Origin of the sequence: Brevibacterium renqingii (assembly GCF_017808095.1) — a bacterium.
GTDB lineage: Bacteria > Actinomycetota > Actinomycetes > Actinomycetales > Brevibacteriaceae > Brevibacterium > Brevibacterium renqingii.
In genome coordinates, this window is the sequence record NZ_JADBHG010000002.1 from 350503 (window position 1) to 373907 (window position 23405).

Sequence of the window (23405 nt, forward strand, 5' to 3'; positions counted from 1 at the left end):
CTTGTCCAGCTTCTCATCCTTGGCCCGGTCCTCGGCGATCATGACCGCGGGGACCATGACTTCGCGCGCACTCGGCTTCGTCAAAGCCTCGATGCTGGCCACGGCCATCGGCGTCACCGCCGTCCAAGCCGATGCCTTCGACGTCGCGAACAAGGTGCCCAACACCCTGTACATGCTGCTCGCCGGCGGTGTGGTCAACGCCGTGCTCGTCCCGCAGATCGTGCGTGCCTCCAAACGGGAGGACGGCGGCGCGGACTTCACGAACCGTCTGCTCACCCTCTCGTTCATGATCCTGGCCGGGGTGAGCATCGTCGCCACCGCAGCCGCTCCCGTCCTCGTCTGGCTCTATTCCTCGGGGTGGAGCGACGAGCAGATGGCGCTGGCCACGGCCTTCGCGTTCTGGTGTCTGCCGCAGCTGTTCTTCTACGGCCTCTACACGCTGCTGGGCCAGGTGCTCAACGCGAAGTCCTCGTTCGGTCCGTACATGTGGGCCCCCGTGCTCAACAACGTCGTCGCGATCCTCGGACTCGCAGCCTTCATCCTCATCTTCGGGACGAACAGCGCCTCCCCGCATGACCTCGACACCTGGACTCCGGACAAGATCGCGCTCATCGCCGGTACGGCGACGCTCGGTGTCGTGGCCCAAGCGCTCATCCTCGTCTGGCCGCTCAAGCGCATCGGCTTCAAGTACAGACCGACCTTCGGCTTCCGCGGCGTCGGCCTCGCTTCGGCCGGAAAGGTCGCGTTCTGGACGTTTGCGGCCATGCTCATCGGCCAGCTCGGCTTCCTCATCATCTCCCGCGTCGCCGCCGGAGCCTCGGTGCCCGGAGACGGGAACGCCTCGAACGCCGCCTATACGACCGCGTACCTCGTGTTCATGCTCCCGCATTCGCTCATCGCGGTCTCCCTGGCCACGGCCCTCTTCACCTCCCTGGCCAGAGATGCGGCCGAAAAGGACACCGCGGCGGTCGTCGGCGACTTCTCGATGGGCGTGCGGATGGTCGGTCTCGTCAACTCCTTCGCCGCCATCGCCTTCATCGTGCTGGCCTCACCGGTGGCCATGATCATCGCCGGTGAGGGGCGGGAACAGGCGACGGCGATCGGGCTGGTCATCATCACCATGGTCTTCGGCCTCGTGCCCTTCAGCGCGAACTATCTGGCCCAGCGCGTCTTCTACGCCTACGAGGACGCGAAGACCCCGTTCCTCATCCAGCTGCCGCAGATCGTCTTCCAGTCCCTGGCCGTGCTCTCGGCTTCGATCTTCCCGAAGTCGGTGACGGTCGCGATCATCGGCCTGGTGATGAGCCTCGGGTACCTGTTCGCGATGATCGTGTCGTTCGCCATCCTCAAGAAGCGCCTCGGCGAGATCGATCTGCGGGAGATCCTCACCTCGCATCTGAAGTTCCTGCTGGCCGCCATCGTCGCCGGCGGTGCGGGCTACGGTCTGCTCTGCTTCTTCCCGGACTTCACCCTGGCCGGACGCTGGCAGGCCTTCGCGACGACGGCGCTCGTCGGCACCGTGATGCTCGGGTTCTTCATCGGAGCTTGTTATTTGCTCAGAGTCAGAGAGTTGCATTCGATTATTGGCGTGGTTGCTGGAAAACTAAGAAGAGCAGCCTGAGCCCTTGAATCCCCACCGGAGGTGGTCGCCCTGATCGATATCGAACCCGGCATGGTGGTGGCCGGCCGTTACGTCGTATCGACTGTCGACCGCAGGTGGCTGCCCGAGAAGCCCGAAGTGGGCGCCGTCTGCACGGGACTGGATGCGATCCTCGACGAACCCGTGCTCATCCTCGTCGCCGATGCCGATGGGTCCAATGACGTCCTCGAGGCCGCCCGCCGCGTCTCGATCCTCGGCGACCCGCGCATCGCCCCGACCCTCGATGTCGGTCATTCGAACGGTCTCGACTACATCGTCATCAAGCGCATCGCGGTGACGCCTTTCAATCAGATCCTGCCCCGGTCCCCGCTGCCCGTCGACGCCGCCTGCGCCCTCATCGGCGAGGTCGGCTCGGCGCTGGTGACCTCGGCCAGACGGGGGCTCTTCCATATGTTCCTACGTCCGAGCGTCGTGGGGCTGACCTCGAAGGGTGCGGTGGTCATCGCCGGCATCGGCATCGATGCCGCACTGGCGCTGGACACCGGGCTCGTCGATCCTCAGGAATACACCCCGACGAAGGCCTCGCGTCAGGATGCCGCCGACCTCATCCATCTCTTCTACGCCGCTCTGACCGGCTATTGGCCGGGTGAGGATGCCTTCGAAGGCATCCCCGCGGCCGAGAAGGAGAATGCTCGCATCGCCCGGGTGAAGGCGCTCAACCCCGAGGTCTCCGACGAGCTCGACGACTTCGTCAGCGGAATCATCACGGGCGCGGATCCCGGTCCCGGTTCGGTCGCCGAGATCCTCGGCTATATCGACACCTGGGACGCGGAGCTGCTGCGTTACGTCAACCGCGCACCCGTGGCCGAGAACGAGTCTCTGTTCGAACAGTCACCGCGCAGCTTCGACGAGGCGACCAGCCTGCCCACGGCACGCTCCCGATCCATCGGCCCCGGCCCCGCAGGTTCGGCCAGCGCCAGTGAAGATCAGGTACAGGCCGCCCTCGTGCGCATCGGCATCACCCGTCCCGGAACCCGCGGTCTGGCCGCAGGAGTGGTCGGGCACACGACGGGCCGTTACGCCGATCGGATGCAGATGCGAGAGGCCTCGAGCTTTCCCATCGCCAAAGAGGAGCTCGACAACGCGGCTCAGGATTGGGACGAGTGGGAGCCGGAGCAGACCTATTCGGAGTACTCGGAGTACGCCGCACACGAATACGATGCGAACCTCACGACCCCGATCATGAGGCGGGAAGAGGATCCCGACCCCGACACCCAGGCGCTCGAGATCGTCCCGGAGGACGAGGGCGATGAGAACGACACGCGCGTGATCATGGACAACGACGAGGACGAGGACGACGGGTCCTGGTTCCTCGGCGGCATGTTCGAGACCAATGAGCAGCAGCGCGAGCATCAGCGCCGAGAGTACGAACGCGAACGCCGCATCGCGCAGGCCAAGGAGGAAGAGGCGCGCAGACGCCTGGCCGCCTTCGAAGCGAGCTCGGCAGCCAGACAGGCCGAAGCCAATGCCGCAGTGCCGCCGAAGGAGATGCGTCGGCTGTCTCCGGACACAGTCGACGACCAGACCGCCGAGGCGACCGCGAGTTCGTCAACCGTCCGTCCGGCCGAGCGCAAGGCCGCGGGCACCCCACGTCAGCAGCACAGCGAGTCCGCCGGCGCTTCGTCTTCGAAGCGATCGGGTGCCGGAGCCGGAGCTGTCGGAGCGGCGGCAGTCGGCTCAGGAGCGGCGGGCGCAGCGGCATCCGCCGGTGGTTCAGGCGCAGCCGGCGCCGATGCCGCCTCCGGCGGAAGCGGTGCCTCGGGGGGTTCGGACTCCTTCGATCGTGATCCCGCGGCCACGCGCAAGCCCTTCCTGTGGCTGGTGCTCGGCCTCTCGGTCATCGCCGTCATCGTCCTCGGCATCGTGATCATCAATCTCAACTCCGGCGACGACGAATCCACGCCGGTCACGGAGACCTCGGCGCCGAGCGAGAAGCCGACGAAGACGGAGGCGAAGAAGACCCCCGAGGCCGCTCCGCCGAAGATCGAGTCCGTCGAATCCCTCGATCCCGAGGGCGATGGTGAGGAGCACGACAGCGAGACCGAGAACGTGATTCCGAAGACCGAAGGCTCGTGGAACACCGATCGCTACAACTCGGCGAAGTTCGGCAACCTCAAATCGGGAGTCGGTCTGCTCATCGGATTCGAGGACGAATCGACTGTCAAGCAGGTCAAGGTCAAATCCGGGAACTCCGGCGGCAGATTCGAGATCCGCGACGGGGACGATCCGGAGGATGCCGAGGTCATCGGCGAGGGAGTCTTCGACGCCGATGGTGGTGTCACGGTCAAGTTCGACGAGGAGGTCACCACCGACAAGCTGATCCTCTGGGTCACCGAACTGCCCGAGTCCGAGGGCGGGTACAAGGCCACCGTCAGCTCCGTCATCTTCAAGTAGGCGATCGGACCGGTTAAGGACCGGCGATCGCCCCTCCGGCGGGTCTCGGAGGTGCCGGATCGCTGGTCAGGCGGCCGCAGGTGCGGAATAGTCTTCGGCCCCGTACGGTTATAGATACGAATGTCATTCCCGCGACACGCCATGGCGCGCCGGGCACAGCAAGCAGAAACAGGGATCTTTTCACATGACTGATACTCAATTGGTGATCATCGGCTCCGGTCCGGCCGGCTATACCGCAGCTGTCTATGCGGCGCGCGCGAATCTCTCGCCGGTCGTCATCGCGGGCTCGGTCACCGCAGGCGGCGAGCTCATGAACACCACCGATGTCGAGAACTTCCCCGGGTTCCCCACCGGTGTGCAGGGCCCCGAGCTCATGGAGAACATGCGCGAGCAGGCGGAGAAGTTCGGCGCCGAGGTGATCTACGACGATGTCTCTAACCTCAGGCTCAACCCTGGTGCTCATGAGATCGAAACCGCTCTGGGTGCCCGTTACACGGCGAAAGCCGTGATCCTCGCAACCGGTTCGGCCTATCGCGAGCTCGGACTGCCGAATGAGAAGCAGCTGTCCGGTCATGGTGTGAGCTGGTGTGCCACCTGTGACGGATTCTTCTTCCGCGACCAGCACATCGCCGTCATCGGCGGTGGGGACTCGGCGCTCGAAGAAGCAACGTTCCTCACACGATTCGCTTCGAAGGTCACTCTCGTCCATCGGCGGCAGGAGCTGCGCGCCTCGCAGGCCATGCAGGATCGCGCCCGTGCGGACGAGAAGCTCGAATTCCTCCTCGACAGCGAAGTGGTCGCAGTCCACGGCGAGGATTCCCTCACCGGACTGACCGTGCGCAGCACCGTGACAGGAGAGACCACAGAACTGCCGGTGACCGGCATGTTCGTAGCCATCGGCTCCGATCCGAGGACCAGTCTGTTCGCCGACCAGCTGGACCTGCGACCAGATGGTTATCTCAGCGTCGACGGGCGCACCTCGAAGACCTCCGTCGAGGGCGTCTTCGCTGCCGGAGATGTCATCGACTCCGTCTACCGGCAGGCCATCACCGCCGCCGGCTCCGGCTGCTCCGCGGCACTTGATGCGGAGCACTACCTCGCCGACCTCGAGGCCGCAGCGAAGCCGGCGACAGTCGAAGCGGCCGTCGCGTCCTGATGCGGTCTGCCCCGCTCAAAGGCAGGGAATGAAACCGAACGTCCTGCTGTTCCTGCTAGAGAAAATCGTTGTGAAGGAAGGTTAGCCATGTCGACAGAAGTCACTGACGCCACATTCGAAGAGACCGTTCTGAAATCCGACAAGCCTGTGCTCGTCGATTTCTGGGCTCCCTGGTGCGGTCCCTGCCGCATGGTCAGCCCGATCGTCGATCAGATCGCCGAAGAGCACGGCGAGAAGCTCAACGTCGTCAAGGTCAACACCGACGAGAACCTCGAGACGGCGAGCACCTACGGCATCACATCGATCCCGGCCCTCTACGTCTTCAAGGACGGCGAAGTGGCCAAGACGATCATCGGCGCCCGACCGAAGCCGGCCCTGGAGGATGAGCTCGCCGAGTTCATCTGATCAAGCTCTGAGGCGCCTGTTGTACTATCAACAGGCGCCTTAGGCATATCTGCGCCTCCCTACCCAGCACTTGACCCGTTACCGTTACACCGAAGATTGGCAACGCATTGATGAACACGACCAAACCGCGCTACACGCGTGGCGACATTTCTGAGATGCTGCCGAACATCAAATCGCAGATGGCTCGTCTGGGACTCAAAGTCGGAGACATCGAATCAGCGGATTTCGATCGGCCCTTCGAACTCGGCGTGCGCCAATTCCAGCAGGACAGGGGCATCCTCTGCGACGGAGTGCTCGGTCAAGAGACGTTTTCCGAGCTCGAACAAGCCCGATACCAGCTGGGTGACAGAGTGCTCCGTTTCGACCCCGTCAGGGTCCTCACAGGAGACGACGTCGTCCGCCTGCAGACGAAGCTCGCCGGTCTCGGCTTCTACCCGGGCCGCATTGACTCCGAATATGCTGCGCGAACCGAATCGGCAGTCAAGGAGCTGCAGATGAGTCTTGGGACCAAAGTCGACGGAGTCACCGGCCCGCAGACACTGCGCGGTCTCAACGCTATCGACCGCAATCACGACACCGGCAACCTCTTCGCCCTCCAGGAGCGCGCCCGTGTTGCAGCATCGGGCACCTCGCTCGTCGGGCGGACCTTCATCATCGAGGCCGCAACTACAGTTGTAGATTTCGAGACGCTCCCGATGACCGACGAGCAGAGCACGCTGGAAAGGCAGCTCACTCTCGATATAGCAACCCGCCTTGTCGGCCGCCTTGAAGCCATCGGTGCCGGTGCAGTGCTTCTCGAAGGTGACGCCGTCGAGGTGAATCGCGCAGACGCGCTCGGTGCGTCCGCGGTGGTGACGGTGACCGCTGATGTGAGCAAGTCCAAAGACGCGAACGGAATCGCAAGTTTCTATTTCGGACATGAACGCAACTCTGATCTGAACTCGCCAACCGGGCAGAAGCTCGCAGAACTCATCCAAGGTGAAGTCGTCGCCCGTACGGGAATGCTTGACTGCCGAGCGCACGCTCGCACCTGGTCATCTCTCAAGAGGCTCAAGACACCTAAGGTCCACGTTGTCACAGGCTACCTCACCAATCCGGGCGACCTGGAAAGTCTCCAGGACCCTTACGTTCGTGATGCCATCGCCGACGGGATCGCCGCAGGTCTGCAGCGCCTCTACATCCGAGAAGACAATGACCCTCAGACAGGGACCCTCAGCCTAGAGGCCATCAAGGCTCTCGGGTGAAGCCGCTGCCCACTGGCCCTATACTTCGCATACTTCCCTCGGATCACTAGACCGCCGGACCTGTTCAGTTCGACAGAGACGTGTCCCAAGCGACTGCTCCGCCATCAGTCAGCGGTAGCACACTCGTGCGCTTGTGCGACATCACAGACCACCTCTTGATCTCGGGCAATTTGAGCCGCTGACTGACTTCACCCGTTAGACAATCAGCCCTCAACATCTCCAGCCAATGGGGAAATAGACAACCCCCTTCCTTCAGTACACCTCGTCGATTGATGCAAACCGACCGGTCGAACCCAAAAGGCGTTCTGAAGACATTCGTCAACTCTCAGAATCACAGATGGCGTTCCACGTGAAACACAATCTCGCTCGAGCCGCCTGCCCGGTTAGAACACAAGGTCTGAAAGGCTCTTCCACCACACATAGACCAGCCCTTCGCGCCCTTCTTTCGTAACGTACACGCCGATGCCCACCAAGGGCGAGAACCGGAACGGCTGCACAATACCTAAGGCAACGAAGAGAAGTTCGTGACGCAAGAGAACATGCCGGGCACTGAATTCATTACAATTCAGCTCGCCGAGGGGTCCGGAGATGAAGGACCTTAGCGCAGTACAGTCCCCGAAATTGCTCGATGAAGTGATCCCTAGCTACCCGTTCCATTGAGCTCTCTTCTCGCCTACCCCTCGCAATTTCCGCAGATGTTTCCGCTAATAGCACTCCCAATGCAAGACCCACGAAAAATTGAGCTACTTGCCCCGGGAGCAGTACGGGATTCCTAAAGAGGTGATGACCGTACGGCGTCCACGAGATGTACCTGGACGATCTCCGTCGTCTGTTTCACGTGAAACATCTATTGTACGAGCGCGACCGTCTACTACTCGAACAGGAGGGAGGAGAGGGAGGTTCGAAGGGAGCAGTGATACACCTATTAGACGCCAACCAGTATCCGGAGAGGACGGAGCTTGCCGCGTAGATACAAGATGACCGGCGAGCCATCCAGCCTGTGCCTATCGCGTTCAGGATTGTACTCCGTTCGGAACGAGCTCTACTTCCGACACAATCGGACGAGTCGGATCTCGGCATATCCACTCTATATGTTCCACGTGAAACGTATCTATTTGTATGCCGGAGGAGCACAGCGCGACGTGTTCTCTCCGTTTCAGACCGGAATAGAAGCCCACGACTGCCCAGCGGGGCGAGACGAAAAGACCACAACCAACGGCCTATTGATACAGCCTGCTCGAACCTTCACATCAACTGACTAACTCCACAGGCGGCTGAAGCTATCCGATGCAGCGTTTCACGTGAAACGCGGTCCAAATGCATATTACGCGGACCAGTGCGCCTTTCGGTTGGCTTGTCGTCGGTGGGCGCGGCGTACAAGGGCTGCTGACAGCACACATTGGATGCATGGCGGATTTCCGTCACTTCTGATTCTCGCAATAGCGCCGGGCTAAGCAGCTGACAAGCAATCATGATGGCTTTTACCAGAAAAACAATACGGGCATGAAATCTACGTCGGTTCTCTTCACTCAAGGACGTAGCCTTTACAGATCGGTGCGCCTAGATTGCGGGAGGAATGCAAGTGATGCACTTACAAAGATGTACATGCGGGGCGTTGAGAAATCGGCTCCTACTCGTCACCACACCGACAGGTTGGTTCAGGGAACTTGGTTTCACGTGAAACCGGTTGTCTCGGTTTCACGTGAAACATTCTGATGGCCTTCCTCCGAACTACTGATTCTTCTGCGGAAAAAAGGCCCCGAAAGAGAGGACCTGTTGAATCGCCGTATATATGCCCTTCTTTCAGCCACCGCTGGGGACAGGCTGGCTGCGCCCGAATGCGATAGCGGCTCGCAGTTGGTGGGGATAGAAGCCGTGCGGTGGAGCAATAGCTATTTCACGTACACTAAACCACGTAGAAATAGACTTGGGACTGCGGCCGTTCCACGTGAAACGTCATTGTGCGGCGATCTCTTTTCTCTTGTGCCGGCATCTCTCTTCTATGAAGACATGAATTGCTGCACTCCACGGCAAATAGAGATAACAGCCCCGCGCGCACGCCGGCGCACGCAGTATGTTTCACGTGGAACGTAGACCTAATGGCCCAATAGATGCTTAAGGTTGCTAGAGCTGCTTCCACTCACCCCCGCACGTCCGCACGGTTCCGGTTGCAAGCCGGAGACGCAAAAGGCTCTCGGCGATACCGGCCTTCGATAACACAGCGGATTGCTACCCGCATACGCATTATCGAACGTAGCCGAGTGCCGGGAACTCCGGCACGTCGTACCGGAGTTCCCGGCACTTCCTGCAAGAGTTCGGTCACGGCAAAGCAACTAACGGGAGGAGATTTTCAACAGGTTCCGGCGGCCCCGGTAATTCGGTACCTCCTTCTTTCGTCAATGAGGACGCTACCCGGCTACTACATGGGAGGCGGTGTTGAAACAGGCGGTTTCACGTGAAACGCAGAAGGGGATAGTTACAAGGTAAGCGGACATCCTCGGCTATCGATAGAACTGTCCAGAGCTGCTTCTTCCGCCAAAGAAGCAATACCGGATGCCGCAACCAGAGAAACCAGCAAGAGGAAGATTGACGCCTCGCTTGCCTCAAAGACCGTTCTGCGCCGGCAACGACAGGTCGCTATGTCTGGGGTGTAGAAAGGGGCGACGTGGGTGCTCATGAATACCAGAAGGGGCCCGGAATCACCCGGGCCCCCATCGGATTGATCTGATAGAGCTACATTGGATCCGCTTCTGCTATACCGAGCAGGCCAAGGATGCGATCCAGATCTTCGTGGTTCGCAAACTCGACGCTCAGCTTGCCCTTCTTCTTACCGACGGAAATGTTCACCTTCGTATCCAGTCGATCTCCGAGACGCTCTGCAACCGCCAGGAACTCAGGCGCGACCTTCGTCGTTGCACGTGAAACATTGATCGAGTCGCCCCTGTTAAGGAGAACGACGGCTTCTTCCGAAGCCCGAACCGAAAGCCCTTCCGCGACGATTCTCTGGGCGAGAACCTCCATGTGCTCGGGGTCCCGAAGACCAAGAATCGCACGGGCATGACCGGCGGAGATAACGCCGGCAGCGACGCGGCGCTGCACCAAAGGCGGCAGACGCAGCAGACGGAGGGTGTTGGAGATCTGAGGCCGCGAGCGGCCGATGCGCTCGGAGAGTTCCTCCTGGGTGCAGCCGAAGTCTTCCAGCAGCTGCCCGTAAGCGGCAGCCTCTTCCAGGGGATTGAGCTCGGCACGATGAAGATTCTCGAGCAGAGCATCCCTGAGCATATCGGTGTCTTCGACATACCGTATGATCGCTGGGATTGTCGTCAGACCGGCGTCTTTCGTCGCACGAAGGCGACGCTCACCCATGATGAGTTCGAAGCGCGAGCGGTCGCTCGGCTTCTGACGTACAACGACCGGCTGCAGCACACCGATCTCGCGAATGCTGTGCACCAGTTCTGAAAGCAGGTCTTCGTCGAAGACCGTTCGTGGCTGCCGAGGGTTCGCGTCGATCAGGTCGACATCGATCTCGCCGAATTCAGTGTCTGCAATCGACTCGACACCCCCGGAGACATTTTCGTCACTCTCGACACCGCCTGCTGATTCTTCAGAAGCGTCGGCGTCGGTCTCAGAAGAGGCGTCAGGAGCTGTCTCAGTGGTTGATGACGCTGCGAGATCATCAGGATCGTCTGCCGCTTCAACTCCTGTCGCTGATTCTACTACACCAGTAGTGTCAGGCGTGACGGATTCTGTTTCGGGCTCGGCTCGACCTGTCGAGTCCTGATAGCCGGAGGATGTGTAGACGCCAGGATGCGTTTCGCGAACGTCCTCGCTCGCATCCTGCTCTGTCGCGGACTCAGTCACACCGTCGTCTGCCGCATCCTGTTCGTCCGCGCTGCCAGTAGTCTTCAGCGCGGTCTCTGGGGCGTCATTGAGGGGCGTTGATGCGATAGATGATGTCGATGCCGACTCAGAGGCCGACGCGGCTTCCGGGACACTTTCTACGGCCTGCGAGTCCGAGACCGTTGAATCCTTCGCAGAGGCGGGAGAGGACGCGGCGCCGGACGAGGCCGTCTCCGCTGGGGTGTTCTCCACCGGCTTCGAAGCGGCGGCCTTCGTACCTGCATTCCTGGTCACGGGGGCCTTCGCCTTCGCGGGACTGCTGACGGCCGTCGACTCAGCGCTCGATGTCTTCTTCGACGCTGCTGATGCTCTTGATTTCCTCTTCGCGGGAGTCGGCGCACCGTTCGTCTTACTCGAGCTCGTCTTCGCTGACGAGGAACCGGGGCCTGCGGTCTTCGAAGGTGTTGCCTTCGATGCTGGCGTCTTCGAAGGTGCCGTCTTGGAACCAGACGCCGAAGGGACCTTCGTCCTCTCCGCGGTCGACTCAGGCGACTTGGCCGATCCGCCTGCCTTCGTCTTGCGTCGTCGAGAGGACTGCATGGACGCAGCCGGATCATTGCGTGCAGTACGCGAGGTCTTCTGCTCCTTCTCCGTTTCCTCCCCACTGCCACCGGAGAAGAACACATCGACCGGACGATCGTTGGAGTTCGCGTCGGGGATCAATGCTCCGAGTCCTCGACCCAGGCCTCGTTTCTTGCGTTCAGCCACGACTTACTCCTCGATTCGCGATTTCTTCAGCGGCTTCTCGATACGAGAGGGCGCCGCTGGAATTGGGGTCATATGAGATCACTGTCTGTCCGTAGCTGGGAGCCTCGGAGATCCTCACCGACCGCGGGATCGCTGTGCCGAGAACCTGTTCTGGGAAGTGGGTGCGCACATCTTCGGCGACCTGGGCACTGAGATTGGTGCGCCCGTCGTACATCGTCAGCAGGATCGTCGTAATGGCCAGTTCCGGATTGAGATGCTTTTGGATGAGCTGGATGTTCTTCAGCAGTTGGCTCAGTCCCTCGAGCGCGTAGTATTCGCACTGGATGGGGATGAGGACCTCGCGCGCAGCGACGAAGGCATTGACGGTGAGCAGACCCAGACTCGGCGGGCAGTCGACGATGATGTAGTCGACGCGCCGACCGGCTTCCTCCTCTTCCCTGAGGTAGATCCCCAATGCCCGCTGCAGCCGCTGTTCACGGGCGACCAGGGACACCAGTTCGATCTCCGCGCCGGCCAGATCGATCGTCGCGGGCACACACTTGAGTGTGTCGAAGTCCGGACACTGAGCCACGGCCTCACGCATCGGCACGTCGTCGATGAGGACATCATAGATGCTGGTCACCTCGGAGTAGTGATCGATTCCCAAGGCTGTGCTCGCGTTGCCCTGCGGATCGATGTCGACGAGCAGAACGTTGAGGCCCTGATTGGCCAGAGCCGCCGCGATGTTCACCGCCGTCGTGGTCTTTCCGACGCCGCCCTTCTGGTTCGCGATCGTAAAGATGCGGGTCGAGTCCGGTCGTGGAAAGGTCGTCTGAGACAGTCGATCAGCCCGCCGGTTGTCCCGTGCGATCGCGGCACCAATGGGAGACGACTCATCCATGATCGGCATAGGGCGCACTCCATCATCCATCGGTTTCACAAAGCTCTATTCAGCCTAGACCTACTCTACTTCGTCCTATTTCTTCACGATCTCGACGACACGACTCGGGACTTCGAGGAGACCGTCTGCATCCACGACATGGATCTCGGGCTGAGACAGGCGATAGCGTTTGACCAGCTTCTTCGCCTTGACCAGCTCGCCCTCGACAGAGGCACCCTTGAGGGCGAGGATCCGGCCGCTGGGGCTGATGACCTCGCGAGTCCACTCGATGAGAGTCGTCATCGCCTTCACCGCCCGAGCGGTCACCACGGTGAACATCTCTTCGTCGACGAGCTCCTCGACCCGCGCTCGCACAATGCGCACATTCGACAGCCCCAGATCCTGGACGACCATGGTCAGCCATTCGACACGTCGTTCCATCGGCTCGATGAGAACGATCTTCGCCTCCGGGCGCAGCAGCGCGATCGGGATTCCCGGCAGACCGGCACCGCTGCCGACATCACCGACGACGTCGTTCTCACCGATGAACTCGGCAACCACAGCGCAGTTGAGGATGTGCCTCGTCCAGAGGCGGTCGACCTCACGCGGACCGATGAGGCCCCACTCGATGCCGGTGGTGGCCAAGTGCTCGGCATACCGCCGGGCTGTGGGGAATGCGGCACCGAAGTACTCCTCGGTGCCGGTTGGGGGAGTTTCGATCTCAGGCAGATCGGCGGCGGTGTCGGGCAGGTCAGTCATCGGCGAGCCGGATGACGACATGACGGCCGTCGCCCTCACCCTCGGACTCCGAGATCAGACCGGCGCGCGCCGCCTGATCGTGGATGATCTTGCGTTCGAAGCTGTTCATCGGTTTGAAGGCGAACTGCTCGCCCCCGTCCTTGACCTCCTCGATGGCCCGCTTCGCCTTCTTGATGAGCTCGTCACGACGGTTGTTGCGGAACCCGTCGATGTCGAGCATCAGCCAGGAACGCTGGCCCGTCTGGGTCTGCACGGCCAGACGGCTGAGCTCCTGCAGGGCACCGAGGGTACGTCCCTCCCTGCCGACGAGCGTGCCCAGATTGGAGTCCTCATCGTCCTCGCAGACGATGGACAGCTGTGCCCGGCCATCCGCGACGTCGATGTCGATATCGCCATCGATATCGGCCAGATCCAGCAGCTCTTCGAGGTAGTCCGCGGCGATCTCGCCCTCTTCCTCGAGGAGTTCGGCGCGGCTCGGCTTCGTCGAGGTCTCCTTCGAAATCTGTTCGGAGGTCTCTTCGGTCTTCTCTTCGGTCATGATCGTCCTCAGCGCTTCTTGTTCTTCTTGCGGTTCTTGCTCACGGGCTGCTGCCGTTGGCCGGTCTTCTTCGGGGCCTCCTCGGCGACAGTCTGTCCCTTGACCTCGTCCTGTTTCACGGGCTTGCCCTTGCGAGCCTTGCGCTCAAGCATCTCCTTCTCGGCCTTGGAGCCGGGAGCGGGCATATTGCGGATGACCATGTGCTGCTGAGCCATGGTCCAAGTGTTCGAGACCAGCCAGTAGATGAGGACACCGAGCGGGAAGTAGATGCCGCCGAAGCCGAATACGAGCGGCATGACGTAGAGCAGCATCTTCTGCGACTGCATCATCGGGTTGGCCATCGCGGCCTCCGACATGTTCTTCGCCATCATCTGCTTCTGCGTGATGAACATGGTGCCGGCCATGATGACGATGAGGACACCAGTGAGGAACTTGACACCGATTCCCGGGTCGGTGAAGACCGCAGACAGATGGATGCCGAAGACCGAGGACTGCTCCGCCTGCACCGCAAGGTCCCTCGTGAAACCGCCGATGGCACTCATCGACCCATCGGCGACCTGCGGCATATTCCGGATGACGCGGAAGAGGGAGAAGAAGATCGGCATCTGCACGAGCAGCGGCAGGCAGGAGGCCCACGGACTCGTCTTGTTGTCGCGGAACAGCGCCATCTGCTCCTCGGCCATCGCCTGGCGGGAGTACTGGTCCTTCTTGCCCTTGTACTTCGCCTGCAGGCGCTGGATCTCCGGCTGGAGCAGCTGCATCTTGCGCTGCGACTTGATCTGGTACACGAAGAGAGGGATCAGCAGAGCACGGATGACCACGGTCAGTCCGGCAATCGACAGCACCCAGGTCCAACCGTTGTCGGCGGGCAGGCCGATGGCGGTAAAGATCTCGTGGAAGATCGCGAGGATCCAAGCAACTACCCACTGCAGCGGGTAGAGCAGCTTGTCCATCAATCCCATTCAGTTCTCCTCGTTACAACGATTCTTCACGATCGTTCATTTTGCCATTGTTCACAGGTCTTCGCGACACGACGCCGGTGCCCCGAAGAAGTCCGCTGATCCGCTCTTCGGCGGGGACTGCGTGTCCGGAAGCATTCAGCTGCGGCCCTCGTCGCGGTGGATGGTTTTCGATCTGGCCTCCCGCGCCGAACCCGGCACATGGTCGACGCCGCCGTGGGACAGAGGGTTGCATCGCAGTATGCGCCACCCAGTCAACACCATCCCCTTGAGAACTCCGTGAATCTCGAAGGCTTCGAGGCCGTACATGGAGCAGCTGGGATAGTAGCGGCACACCTGACCGTAGAGCGGAGAGACGACGAGGCGGTAGGCCCGGATGAACCACACGAAGGGCATCCTGGGCCCGATCCTCAAGATCCAGCCGAGTGTGGGCCAGAAGCCTCCGGGACGGCGGGGCACCTCAGAGATATGTCTGAGATCATGCTCGGCGTCCACGACGGTCCAACTTCCTCCGGGCCTTGACGAGCAGTTCGTCGACCTCGGCCTCGAGGGACGAGAAATCCGCTTCGGCCGCATGCGGCAGGGCGCGGACGACGAAGAGCTCACCCGCGCTCAGCTCATCCAGACGGACGCGCATGATCTCACGCAGACGCCGCTTGGTGCGATTGCGCACTACGGCATTGCCGACGGCCTTGGATACGATGAAACCCACGCGAGTGGCGTGGGCATCATCGGTGTCTCTCAGGCTGTGTGCCATGAGATGCTCTGAGCGCACCCGGACTCCGGCTCTGAAGACTCGTCGGAAGTCTTCGCCGCTGCGAATCCGGTGTGCCGCGCTGAGCACACTCAGGCCGAAACTTCGGAACGTCCCTTGCGACGACGTGCGGCCAGGATCGAGCGGCCCGCACGGGTGCGCATACGCAGACGGAAGCCGTGCTTCTTGGCGCGCTTGCGATTGTTGGGCTGGAATGTACGCTTGCTCACTTCAGTCTCCGATTTCTAGGTTGCGGGTGAACGCCGGTGCGTTCTCACAAAAAACGGCGGTGAGAGTCTCGACCGCCGAGCACTCCTGTGCATGAGAGCCAAAAGATGATCAGGATAATCGGATGAAGCCCGGTACACAGGACACTCAATCATAGCGAGCGCGAATCCTGGCGGTCAAACGCGGTCGCCATGTTCCGCGTCACTTCCTCCCGAAGTCCACCTCGGTCCACCGCACGAAATCCGCCGTTCCTCACCGCCGCGATACCCAGGCTCGTCCACAAGTCACACCCATGTAGTTTTCCACAAGCTTATCCACGAGTGTGGAGAATTGCAGGGCCGAGTCGGCATGAGTCCACAAACTGTGGAAAACTATGTGGAAGTCATGCACAGGTGTGGATCGCACCGAGAACGAATTTTATGGAAGTTGAGGAGAAGTGACGGTGTCGAACTCCAAGAATGAGCTCATCAGCCGCTGGCGCACGGTGGTCTCAACCCTGGATCAGGACCCGGAACTCACGGCCCATCAGAAGGGATTCCTCTCCCTGGCCGTGCCCAAGGCGCTCGTGGACAATGCCCTCGTCCTCCTGGCTGTGCGGGACGAGCATACTCGCCGCACCATCGAGACGCGACTGCTCGGACCGCTGACCAGGGAGTTCTCAAAGGTGCTCGGTTTCGACGTGACCTTCGGCTTCGTCGTCGATCCCGAACTCGACGTGCCCATCCGCTTCGAGGACCTCATCGGGGAATCGACCCCGGGACCGCAGGTGCCCATCGATCCCGTCACCTCCACCTCGACGACGGGAGCGCCGACGGCAGCACATCAGCTGCATTCGCAGCCCCCGATGCCCCAGCAGCCGGGCGCAGACCAACCGAGCGCACCCCAGCCGCGCACGGAACCGCCCCGCACCGAGGCGGCGCCGCTGACTGACTCGGCCCCGACCGATCATTCCGGTCATCCCGTCCCCGGCTCCGCGCCGACGCAACCGGCGCAGGCGTACGCTCCGTCACCGGCTGCCGCCCCGTCGCCGAGTGCTCCGGCCACCTCGCGGATGACCGAACGCGAACTCAAGATCGCCGAGGCGACCGCCGCCCCCATGGTCCCGCCGGTCGATGCCCCGGGCGTAGCTCAGCTCAACCCGAAGTACACCTTCGACACCTTCGTCATCGGCGCCTCGAACCGCTTCGCCCATGCCGCCGCGTTCGCGGTCGCCGAGGCCCCGGCCAAGGCCTACAATCCTCTGTTCATCTACGGTGATTCGGGGCTGGGCAAGACCCACCTGCTGCATGCGATCGGCTACTACGCCACGCAGCTGTTCCCAGAGATCCGAGTCAAATACGTCTCGAGCGAAGAGTTCGTCAACGACTTCATCAATACGATCGGCTCCTCAAAGACTTCCAACGCGCTCCGGCCGGCCTTCCAGCGCCGCTACCGCGAGGTCGACATCCTCATGATCGACGACATCCAGTTCCTCCAGGGCAAGGACGCGACCGTCGAGGAGTTCTTCCACACCTTCAACGCCCTGCACAACGAAGCCAAACAGGTCGTCATCACCTCCGACCAGCCGCCCAAGATGCTCAAGGGCTTCGAGGAGCGGCTGCGTTCGCGCTTCGAGTGGGGTCTGCTCACGGACGTGCAGCCGCCGGACATGGAGACCCGTTTCGCGATCCTGCGTCGCAAGGCCGCGGCCGAACACCTCGACGTCCCCGACGATGTGCTCGAGTACATCGCCTCCCGTGTGTCCTCGAACATCCGGGAGCTCGAAGGCGCCCTCATCCGCGTCACCGCCTTCGCGAACCTCAATGATCAGCAGATCGACGCCTCCCTGGCCGAGACCGTGCTCAAGGACTTCATCACGCAGGACGACACCCCTGCCGTGACCGCCGCCGACATCATGGGACAGACCGCCGCCTACTTCAGTCTCACCCTCGACGACCTGTGCGGAACCTCCCGATCCCGCACCCTGACCACGGCCCGGCAGATCGCGATGTATCTGTGCCGCGAACTCACTGATCTGTCCCTGCCGAAGATCGGTCAGGCCTTCGGCGGACGCGATCACACGACCGTGATGCATGCGAATAAGAAGATTCGAACTCAGATGGCCGAACGACGGGCCGTCTACACACAGGTCACCGAACTCACAAACCGCATTAAACAACAGCACCGCCTATAGAACACGTCATGCACATCTGTGGATAACCCTGGGGACAGTCGCTCACAGCTGGGGACGAAGCGGTGGACAGAGCTGCTTATCGGGTGGAAGGATGTGAACTACATGCTTGTGTTTACCCAAGCGCCCACCGCGGCCCCCGTCGCGGTGCACAGCGCATCCACATGCACGTGAGCCGCTTCATCCCTTGATTACTCAGGGGTAGACAGCACTTGTCCACAATATCCACAGGTGCTGATACTTCTGCCAAGTGAATTCAACTCTCAAGAGGGCGACCGCCATCGACTGCTTCGCTCGGTGCGGAGGGCGCACGGGACTCGGTCAGCTGAGGTGTTGACGAGACGGAGAGTATTCGAACACAGCATCTCGGGCGATTCTCGAATCCGAGATCTGCCCGTCGTCACCCGCTTTTCGCTGCGCACTGCTGAGGTGGGCAGAAATCCGATAGGCTGTGTAAAGTTTTCCGAGCAGTATCGAGCCAGTGCCTCGCAAACCCGGAGTCTTGTGCCAGATGCCTTGAGTAGGTCGGGAGGCCACCCCGAAGGAGTAAAGTGAACGCGGAAGCATCCCCCTTGAAGTTCAAAGTCAATCGCGACGTTCTCGCCGACGCGGTGACCTGGGCAACCAAGACTCTGCCCAACCGCCCTTCCGCTCCGGTCCTCACCGGCATCCTCATCACCGCCGAATCCAGCGGCACCGTGCGTCTGGCCGTCTTCGACTACGAGGTCTCCTCCCGCGTGGAGATCGCCGCTGATGTCGCCTCTGCCGGCACCGTCCTCGTCTCCGGCCGGCTGCTCGCCGACATCTCCAAGGCTCTGCCCAACCAGGACGTCACTCTCGAGCAGATCGACTCGAAGGTCGACGTCACCTGCGGATCCTCCCGGTTCTCGCTCGTGACCATGCCGGTGGCCGAATACCCGGCGCTGCCGCAGGTGCCGGAGGACTCCGGCACCGTTTCCGCCGGTGAGTTCCAGAACGCCGTCTCCCAGGTCACGATCGCGACCTCGAAGGACGATACGCTGCCGATCCTGACCAGTGTCCGCGTCGAGATCGAGGGTGAGAAGGTCACCCTGCTCGCCACCGACCGCTACCGTCTCGCCGTTCGCGAATTCACATGGAATCCGGGTCGCCCGGACGTCTCCGCCGTGGCGCTGCTGCGCGGACGCACACTGTCCGACGTCTCGAAGTCACTCGGCGGCGACGTCACCATCGGCCTGAGCACCGATGCGGGCAAGGACCTCATCTCGTTCACCTCGGCCGGCCGGGTGACGACCTCCCTGCTCGTCGAGGGCGAATACCCGAAGGTCCGTTCGCTGTTCCCCGACTCGGTGCCGATCCACGCGATCGTCGAGACCGCAGTGCTGCGCGAAGCCGTGCGCCGCGTCTCGCTCGTGGCCGAACGCAACACCCCGCTGCGCTTCGAGGTCACCGACGGCCTGCTCACCCTGCACGCCGGGACCGGTGACGATGCGCAGGCCTCCGAGGCCGTCGAGGCGACCCTCCAGGGCGAGGAGATCACCGTGGGATTCAACCCTCACTACATCGCCGAGGGGCTCGCCGCAGTCGAGAGCCCCTATGTGAACTTCTCCTTCACGCAGCCGATGAAGCCGGTCATCATCGCCGGGCAGAAGGAACTCGACGCCCCCGCCGACGAGTCGTATCGCTACCTGCTCATGCCCACGCGCATCTGAATGTGGATATCCCGACTCTCCCTGCGTGACTTTCGGTCCTATCCGGAGCTCGATCTCGAGTTCGCTCCCGGGGTCACCACATTCGTGGCCGACAACGGGACGGGAAAGACCAATATCGTCGAGGCGATCGGATATCTCGCCCACCAGCGTTCCCACAGAGTGGCCTTCGACGCCCCGCTCGTGCACGAGGGCGCTTCGACGGCGACCGTATCCGCCCTGGTCAATCGGGATCAGCGGCATGCGACGGTCGAGGTGACCATCCAGGCCAAAGGGGCCAACCGGGCTCGGGTCAATCGGAACGCGGTCAAGCTCAAGGACATTCTCGGTCTCGTCTCCTGCGTCATCTTCGCGCCCGAGGATCTCAGCCTCGTCCGAGGTGAACCGGCCGAGCGCCGATCATGGATCGACACCCTCGTCGTGGCCCGCAATCCGCGCTACTCCTCGGTGATCACGGACTTCGAACGCGCACTCAAGCAGCGCAACGCCCTGCTCAAGCGTCTGCGCGAGGAGCGCGATACCGGCCTCGAGGCGACCCTCGACATCTGGAACATGGCCTATGCGGACGCCGCGGCCGAACTCGTCTTCGGCCGGCAGCGGATCCTCGCCGATATCGCCGGGCCGCTGCAGGAGAACTTCGCCTTCATCGCCGCCGATGCCCGGCTCGAACGGCAGGGAGCGCACATCGCATACGATTCGCGCATCGACTATGCGCAGGCCGAATCCGCCGCCGAGTGCCGGGAGCTGCTGCTCGCAGCCCTCGACCGGCGCCGGACTGCGGAGATCGAACGCGGACTGACTCTGCACGGTCCGGGCCGCGACGATCTCTCGCTCACCATCGGAAGCCATCCGGCCAAGGGATATGCCTCCCACGGGGAGACCTGGTCGCTGGCCCTGGCGATGCAGCTGGCCGGCTGGGATCTGCTGTCGGCCGATGCAGGGTCGGCCGCGGAACAGCCCGTCCTCGTCCTCGATGACGTCTTCGCCGAGCTCGACACGGGCAGGCGCAGCCGGTTGGCGTCCCGGATCACCGCCGCGGAGCAGGTCTTCATCACCGCCGCGGTCGACTCGGACCTGCCCGAGGGTCTCGAAGGGACGCGGATCGACGAGGCCACGCTCCTGGGCGGGCCCGGATCATGAGCGGCATCGCCAGAGACTTCTCCACCCCGGTCGCCGCCCTCGAAGCACTCGATCGGGTCCGCCGCATGGAGGTCACGGAAGCGAAGTTCGTCCGCAGCAGGCGGCGGTCCCGTCTGCGCGGTGAAGTCGTCTACTCCGGCTCCGGCCGGGACGGCCGGGATCCGAAGTCGGTCTCCTCGGTGCTCGGTTCGCTCATCTCCGACCGCGGCTGGTCGTCCTCACTCGACATCGGCAAGGTGCTCGGGCGATGGCCCGATCTAGTCGGTCCCCAGGTCGCCCAGCACGCCACCCCGATCGACTTCTCGCCCCCGCTGCTCGTCATCGCTGCGGACTCGACGACCTGGGCGACCCAGCTGCGCGTGCTCAAGCCGACGATCCTGCGCAGGCTCGAGGAAGGGCTGGGCTCGCGCACGATCACGGAGATCGAGATCAGAGGCCCGCAGGGACGCAGCTTCAAGAGGGGCCGCCGATCGGTGGCCGGCCGCGGTCCGAGGGACACCTTCGGATGAGGGGCCGCATACGGATGAGCGGGGACGGATTCGGGTGAGCGCGGGGCCGCCTCGGCGGATTTCTGCGACGAACGCAGAGGGCCTCAAACGGCCACAGCCGCTGTCGTGCGTGCCCGGGGGTACATCTGCGGCGTGAAAATTCGGGAAATCCGCCTTCACAGGCCGCTTACGGGCATTTCAGCCTCTGGCGCGGTAGAATGGGGAGCTGATAGCGACCATCCGAACAAGGAGTCACATGACGACCGAGGATCAGCCTCATTATGATGCCGGCGACATCACGGTACTCGAGGGTCTCGAGGCAGTCCGGAAGCGACCCGGCATGTACATCGGTTCGACCTCGGAACGCGGTCTCCACCACCTCGTGCAGGAGATCGTCGACAACTCGGTCGACGAGGCGATGGCCGGCTACTGTGACCACATCGAGGTGACGATCCTCGCCGATGGCGGCGTCCGAGTCAAGGACGACGGGCGCGGAATGCCCGTGGCCATGCACCCGACGGAGAACAAGCCGACAGTCGAGGTGATCCTCACGATCCTCCACGCCGGCGGCAAATTCGGCGGCGGCGGATATGCCGTGGCCGGCGGTCTGCACGGTGTCGGCTCGACCGTCGTCAACGCCCTGTCCGAGCGGCTCGAGGTCGAGGTCAAGCGTGACGGCTACACGTGGACGATGGACTTCTTCCGCGGCGTGCCCACCGGCGAACTGCAGCGTGGTGAGGAGACCGAGGAGACCGGGACGACGGTGACCTTCTGGCCGGACTCCACGATCTTCGAGACCACGGACTTCTCCTATGAGTATCTGCGTGCGCGGTTCCAGCAGATGGCGTTCCTCAACAAGGGACTGAAGATCAGCCTCACCGACGAGCGGCACAACGAGGTCGACGACGATGACGTCCAGATCGACGAGGACGAGGACCAGGAATGGAAGCCGCGGTCGGTCACCTACGAATACGAGCATGGTCTGCTCGACTACGTCCAGTACCTCAACTCGACGAAGAAGGCCGAGCTCGTCCACCCCGACGTCATCGTCTTCGAAGCTGAGGAGGGCGAGCAGACGCTGGCACTCGAGATCGCGATGCAGTGGACGACGTCCTACACCGAAGCCGTGCACACCTACGCCAACGTCATCAACACCCACGAGGGCGGTACACACGAAGAGGGCTTCCGCACCGCCCTGACCTCCCTGGTCAACAGCTACGCCAAAGAGCAGAAGCTGCTCCGGGACAAGGATCCGAACCTCACCGGCGACGACATCCGCGAAGGCCTGACCGCGGTCATCTCGGTCAAACTCGGGGATCCGCAGTTCGAGGGCCAGACGAAGACCAAGCTCGGCAACTCCGAGGTCAAGGGCTTCGTCCAACGCGTGGTCCGCGACGAACTCGGGCACTGGTTCGAGTCGAATCCGGCCCAGGCCAAGGACGTCGTGCGCAAGGCCCTGCAGGCCTCCCAAGCGCGGATGGCCGCACGCAAGGCCCGCGAGGCCACCCGCCGCAAGGGCCTGCTCGAGTCCTCGGGCATGCCGGGCAAGCTCAAGGACTGCCAGTCGAAGGATCCTTTCGTATCCGAGGTATTCATCGTCGAGGGCGACTCGGCCGGCGGTTCGGCCACCCAGGGCCGCAATCCGAACACCCAGGCGATCCTGCCGCTGCGCGGAAAGATCCTCAACGTCGAGAAGGCCCGCCTCGACCGGGCGCTGGGCAACAACGAGGTCCAGGCGATGATCACGGCCTTCGGCACCGGCATCGGCGAGGAGTTCGACCTCGAGAAGCTGCGCTATCACAAGATCGTCCTCATGGCCGATGCCGACGTCGACGGCCAGCACATCACCACTCTGCTGCTGACCCTGATCTTCAGGTACATGAAGCCGCTCATCGAACACGGATACGTCTACCTCGCGACTCCGCCGCTCTACCGCATCAAGTGGTCGAACGCTCCGCACCAGTTCGCCTACACGGACAAGGAGCGCGACGGCCTGCTCGAGACCGGACGGGCCGAGGGCAAGCGTCTGCCCAAGGACCTCGCGATCCAGCGCTACAAGGGCCTGGGCGAGATGAACTACGAGGAGCTGTGGGAGACGACGATGGATCCCGACCACCGTCTGCTCAAGCAGGTCTCCCTCGACGATGCGATCGTCGCCGACGAGATCTTCACCGTCCTGATGGGCGATGACGTGGATTCCCGCCGTCGCTTCATCCAGGAGAACGCGAAGGACGTCCGCTTCCTCGACATCTGATCGCACACCGGATGCCTCGAACCCGCACTCTTTGAACTGACCAATCGCCGCCGCACCCGGCTGAGACCCAGCCGGCCACGGTTAAGACACAAGGGAAGAGC

20 protein-coding genes are annotated in these 23405 nt (G+C 62.4%); 11 read left to right on the plus strand and 9 right to left on the minus strand.

From position 1 onward, the window contains the following. Position 1 precedes the first annotated feature (1 nt). The 5 genes from murJ to IIE29_RS06650 all read left to right on the plus strand — a co-directional run bounded on the left by murJ (position 2) and on the right by IIE29_RS06650 (position 6859). The gene (gene murJ / locus IIE29_RS06630; RefSeq protein ID WP_209324437.1) at positions 2–1621 is read left to right on the plus strand and encodes a murein biosynthesis integral membrane protein MurJ; all 1620 of its coding nucleotides are present in this window, start codon (positions 2–4) and stop codon (positions 1619–1621) included. Between the two features lie 21 nt (positions 1622–1642). After that, complete coding sequence (locus IIE29_RS06635) at positions 1643–4054, plus strand: protein kinase family protein (protein WP_209324438.1); 2412 nt, start codon at positions 1643–1645, stop codon at positions 4052–4054. A 184-nt stretch (positions 4055–4238) separates the two neighbouring features. Continuing rightward, complete coding sequence (trxB, locus tag IIE29_RS06640) at positions 4239–5210, plus strand: thioredoxin-disulfide reductase (protein WP_209324439.1); 972 nt, start codon at positions 4239–4241, stop codon at positions 5208–5210. Positions 5211–5297: 87 nt separating this feature from the next. Beyond that, entirely contained in the window at positions 5298–5615 is a 318-nt protein-coding gene (gene trxA, locus IIE29_RS06645; protein WP_209324440.1) for a thioredoxin, read from the plus strand. Positions 5616–5770: 155 nt separating this feature from the next. Then, positions 5771–6859: an N-acetylmuramoyl-L-alanine amidase gene (locus IIE29_RS06650; protein WP_343071836.1), complete on the plus strand. Its 1089-nt coding sequence runs from the start codon at positions 5771–5773 to the stop codon at positions 6857–6859. Positions 6860–8104: 1245 nt separating this feature from the next. On the opposite strand, the gene IIE29_RS06655 is transcribed toward IIE29_RS06650, so the two are convergent. Both IIE29_RS06655 and IIE29_RS06660 read right to left on the minus strand, forming a co-directional pair. After that, positions 8105–8392: a hypothetical protein gene (locus IIE29_RS06655; protein WP_209324441.1), complete on the minus strand. Its 288-nt coding sequence runs from the start codon at positions 8390–8392 to the stop codon at positions 8105–8107. 1200 nt (positions 8393–9592) lie between these two features. Further along, positions 9593–10720 carry a ParB/RepB/Spo0J family partition protein gene (locus IIE29_RS06660; RefSeq protein ID WP_343071822.1) on the minus strand — a complete coding sequence of 376 codons (1128 nt, stop codon included), beginning with the start codon at positions 10718–10720 and terminating at the stop codon, positions 9593–9595. 67 nt (positions 10721–10787) lie between these two features. Between IIE29_RS06660 and IIE29_RS16820 the strand changes: the two genes are divergently transcribed. Further along, positions 10788–11543: a hypothetical protein gene (locus IIE29_RS16820; protein WP_246475815.1), complete on the plus strand. Its 756-nt coding sequence runs from the start codon at positions 10788–10790 to the stop codon at positions 11541–11543. Here IIE29_RS16820 and IIE29_RS06665 read toward each other — a convergent pair. From IIE29_RS06665 to rpmH, 7 genes are all read right to left on the minus strand, one after another. Next, positions 11460–12356, minus strand: a complete 897-nt coding sequence (locus tag IIE29_RS06665; protein ID WP_246475774.1) for a ParA family protein — start codon at positions 12354–12356, stop codon at positions 11460–11462. The two genes, IIE29_RS16820 and IIE29_RS06665, sit on opposite strands and share 84 nt — an antisense overlap. A 66-nt stretch (positions 12357–12422) precedes the next feature. After that, positions 12423–13085: a 16S rRNA (guanine(527)-N(7))-methyltransferase RsmG gene (rsmG, locus tag IIE29_RS06670; RefSeq protein WP_209324442.1), complete on the minus strand. Its 663-nt coding sequence runs from the start codon at positions 13083–13085 to the stop codon at positions 12423–12425. Beyond that, a complete protein-coding gene (locus IIE29_RS06675; protein WP_209324443.1) occupies positions 13078–13623 on the minus strand; it encodes a Jag family protein in 546 nt (181 codons plus the stop codon). The genes rsmG and IIE29_RS06675 overlap by 8 nt, the downstream gene beginning before the upstream one ends. A gap of 8 nt (positions 13624–13631) precedes the next feature. Further along, the gene (gene yidC / locus IIE29_RS06680; protein ID WP_209324444.1) at positions 13632–14585 is read right to left on the minus strand and encodes a membrane protein insertase YidC; all 954 of its coding nucleotides are present in this window, start codon (positions 14583–14585) and stop codon (positions 13632–13634) included. Between the two features lie 135 nt (positions 14586–14720). Beyond that, the gene (gene yidD / locus IIE29_RS16695; RefSeq protein WP_216629603.1) at positions 14721–14978 is read right to left on the minus strand and encodes a membrane protein insertion efficiency factor YidD; all 258 of its coding nucleotides are present in this window, start codon (positions 14976–14978) and stop codon (positions 14721–14723) included. A gap of 82 nt (positions 14979–15060) precedes the next feature. Then, positions 15061–15426: a ribonuclease P protein component gene (rnpA, locus tag IIE29_RS06690; RefSeq protein WP_209324446.1), complete on the minus strand. Its 366-nt coding sequence runs from the start codon at positions 15424–15426 to the stop codon at positions 15061–15063. 2 nt (positions 15427–15428) lie between these two features. Further along, the gene (rpmH, locus tag IIE29_RS06695; protein WP_166975345.1) at positions 15429–15566 is read right to left on the minus strand and encodes a 50S ribosomal protein L34; all 138 of its coding nucleotides are present in this window, start codon (positions 15564–15566) and stop codon (positions 15429–15431) included. Between the two features lie 440 nt (positions 15567–16006). On the opposite strand from rpmH, the gene dnaA reads away from it, so the two are divergent. The 5 genes from dnaA to gyrB all read left to right on the plus strand — a co-directional run bounded on the left by dnaA (position 16007) and on the right by gyrB (position 23304). After that, positions 16007–17737 (plus strand): chromosomal replication initiator protein DnaA, encoded by a 1731-nt coding sequence (dnaA, locus tag IIE29_RS06700; RefSeq protein WP_209324447.1) that lies wholly within the window; start codon positions 16007–16009, stop codon positions 17735–17737. A gap of 548 nt (positions 17738–18285) precedes the next feature. Next, the gene (gene dnaN, locus IIE29_RS06705; RefSeq protein ID WP_209324448.1) at positions 18286–19425 is read left to right on the plus strand and encodes a DNA polymerase III subunit beta; all 1140 of its coding nucleotides are present in this window, start codon (positions 18286–18288) and stop codon (positions 19423–19425) included. Then, positions 19426–20562 (plus strand): DNA replication/repair protein RecF, encoded by a 1137-nt coding sequence (recF, locus tag IIE29_RS06710; protein ID WP_209324449.1) that lies wholly within the window; start codon positions 19426–19428, stop codon positions 20560–20562. Then, entirely contained in the window at positions 20559–21071 is a 513-nt protein-coding gene (locus IIE29_RS06715) for a DciA family protein (protein ID WP_209324450.1), read from the plus strand. The genes recF and IIE29_RS06715 overlap by 4 nt, the downstream gene beginning before the upstream one ends. 235 nt (positions 21072–21306) lie before the next feature. Continuing rightward, positions 21307–23304, plus strand: coding sequence for a DNA topoisomerase (ATP-hydrolyzing) subunit B (gene gyrB, locus IIE29_RS06720; RefSeq protein ID WP_209324451.1), 1998 nt, complete (start codon positions 21307–21309; stop codon positions 23302–23304). Positions 23305–23405: the final 101 nt, after the last annotated feature.

What these genes read in the sequence shown, in the direction of transcription:
- trxB (WP_209324439.1), top strand. Translation starts at nt 4,239, where the DNA reads ATGACTGATACTCAATTGGTGATCATCGGCTCCGGTCCGGCCGGCTAT.
- trxA (WP_209324440.1), top strand. Translation starts at nt 5,298, where the DNA reads ATGTCGACAGAAGTCACTGACGCCACATTCGAAGAGACCGTTCTGAAA.
- IIE29_RS06650 (WP_343071836.1), top strand. Translation starts at nt 5,771, where the DNA reads ATGCTGCCGAACATCAAATCGCAGATGGCTCGTCTGGGACTCAAAGTC.
- IIE29_RS06665 (WP_246475774.1), bottom strand. Translation starts at nt 12,356, where the DNA reads ATGCCGATCATGGATGAGTCGTCTCCCATTGGTGCCGCGATCGCACGG.
- rsmG (WP_209324442.1), bottom strand. Translation starts at nt 13,085, where the DNA reads ATGACTGACCTGCCCGACACCGCCGCCGATCTGCCTGAGATCGAAACT.
- IIE29_RS06675 (WP_209324443.1), bottom strand. Translation starts at nt 13,623, where the DNA reads ATGACCGAAGAGAAGACCGAAGAGACCTCCGAACAGATTTCGAAGGAG.
- yidC (WP_209324444.1), bottom strand. Translation starts at nt 14,585, where the DNA reads ATGGGATTGATGGACAAGCTGCTCTACCCGCTGCAGTGGGTAGTTGCT.
- yidD (WP_216629603.1), bottom strand. Translation starts at nt 14,978, where the DNA reads ATGCCCTTCGTGTGGTTCATCCGGGCCTACCGCCTCGTCGTCTCTCCG.
- recF (WP_209324449.1), top strand. Translation starts at nt 19,426, where the DNA reads ATGTGGATATCCCGACTCTCCCTGCGTGACTTTCGGTCCTATCCGGAG.
- IIE29_RS06715 (WP_209324450.1), top strand. Translation starts at nt 20,559, where the DNA reads ATGAGCGGCATCGCCAGAGACTTCTCCACCCCGGTCGCCGCCCTCGAA.
- gyrB (WP_209324451.1), top strand. Translation starts at nt 21,307, where the DNA reads ATGACGACCGAGGATCAGCCTCATTATGATGCCGGCGACATCACGGTA.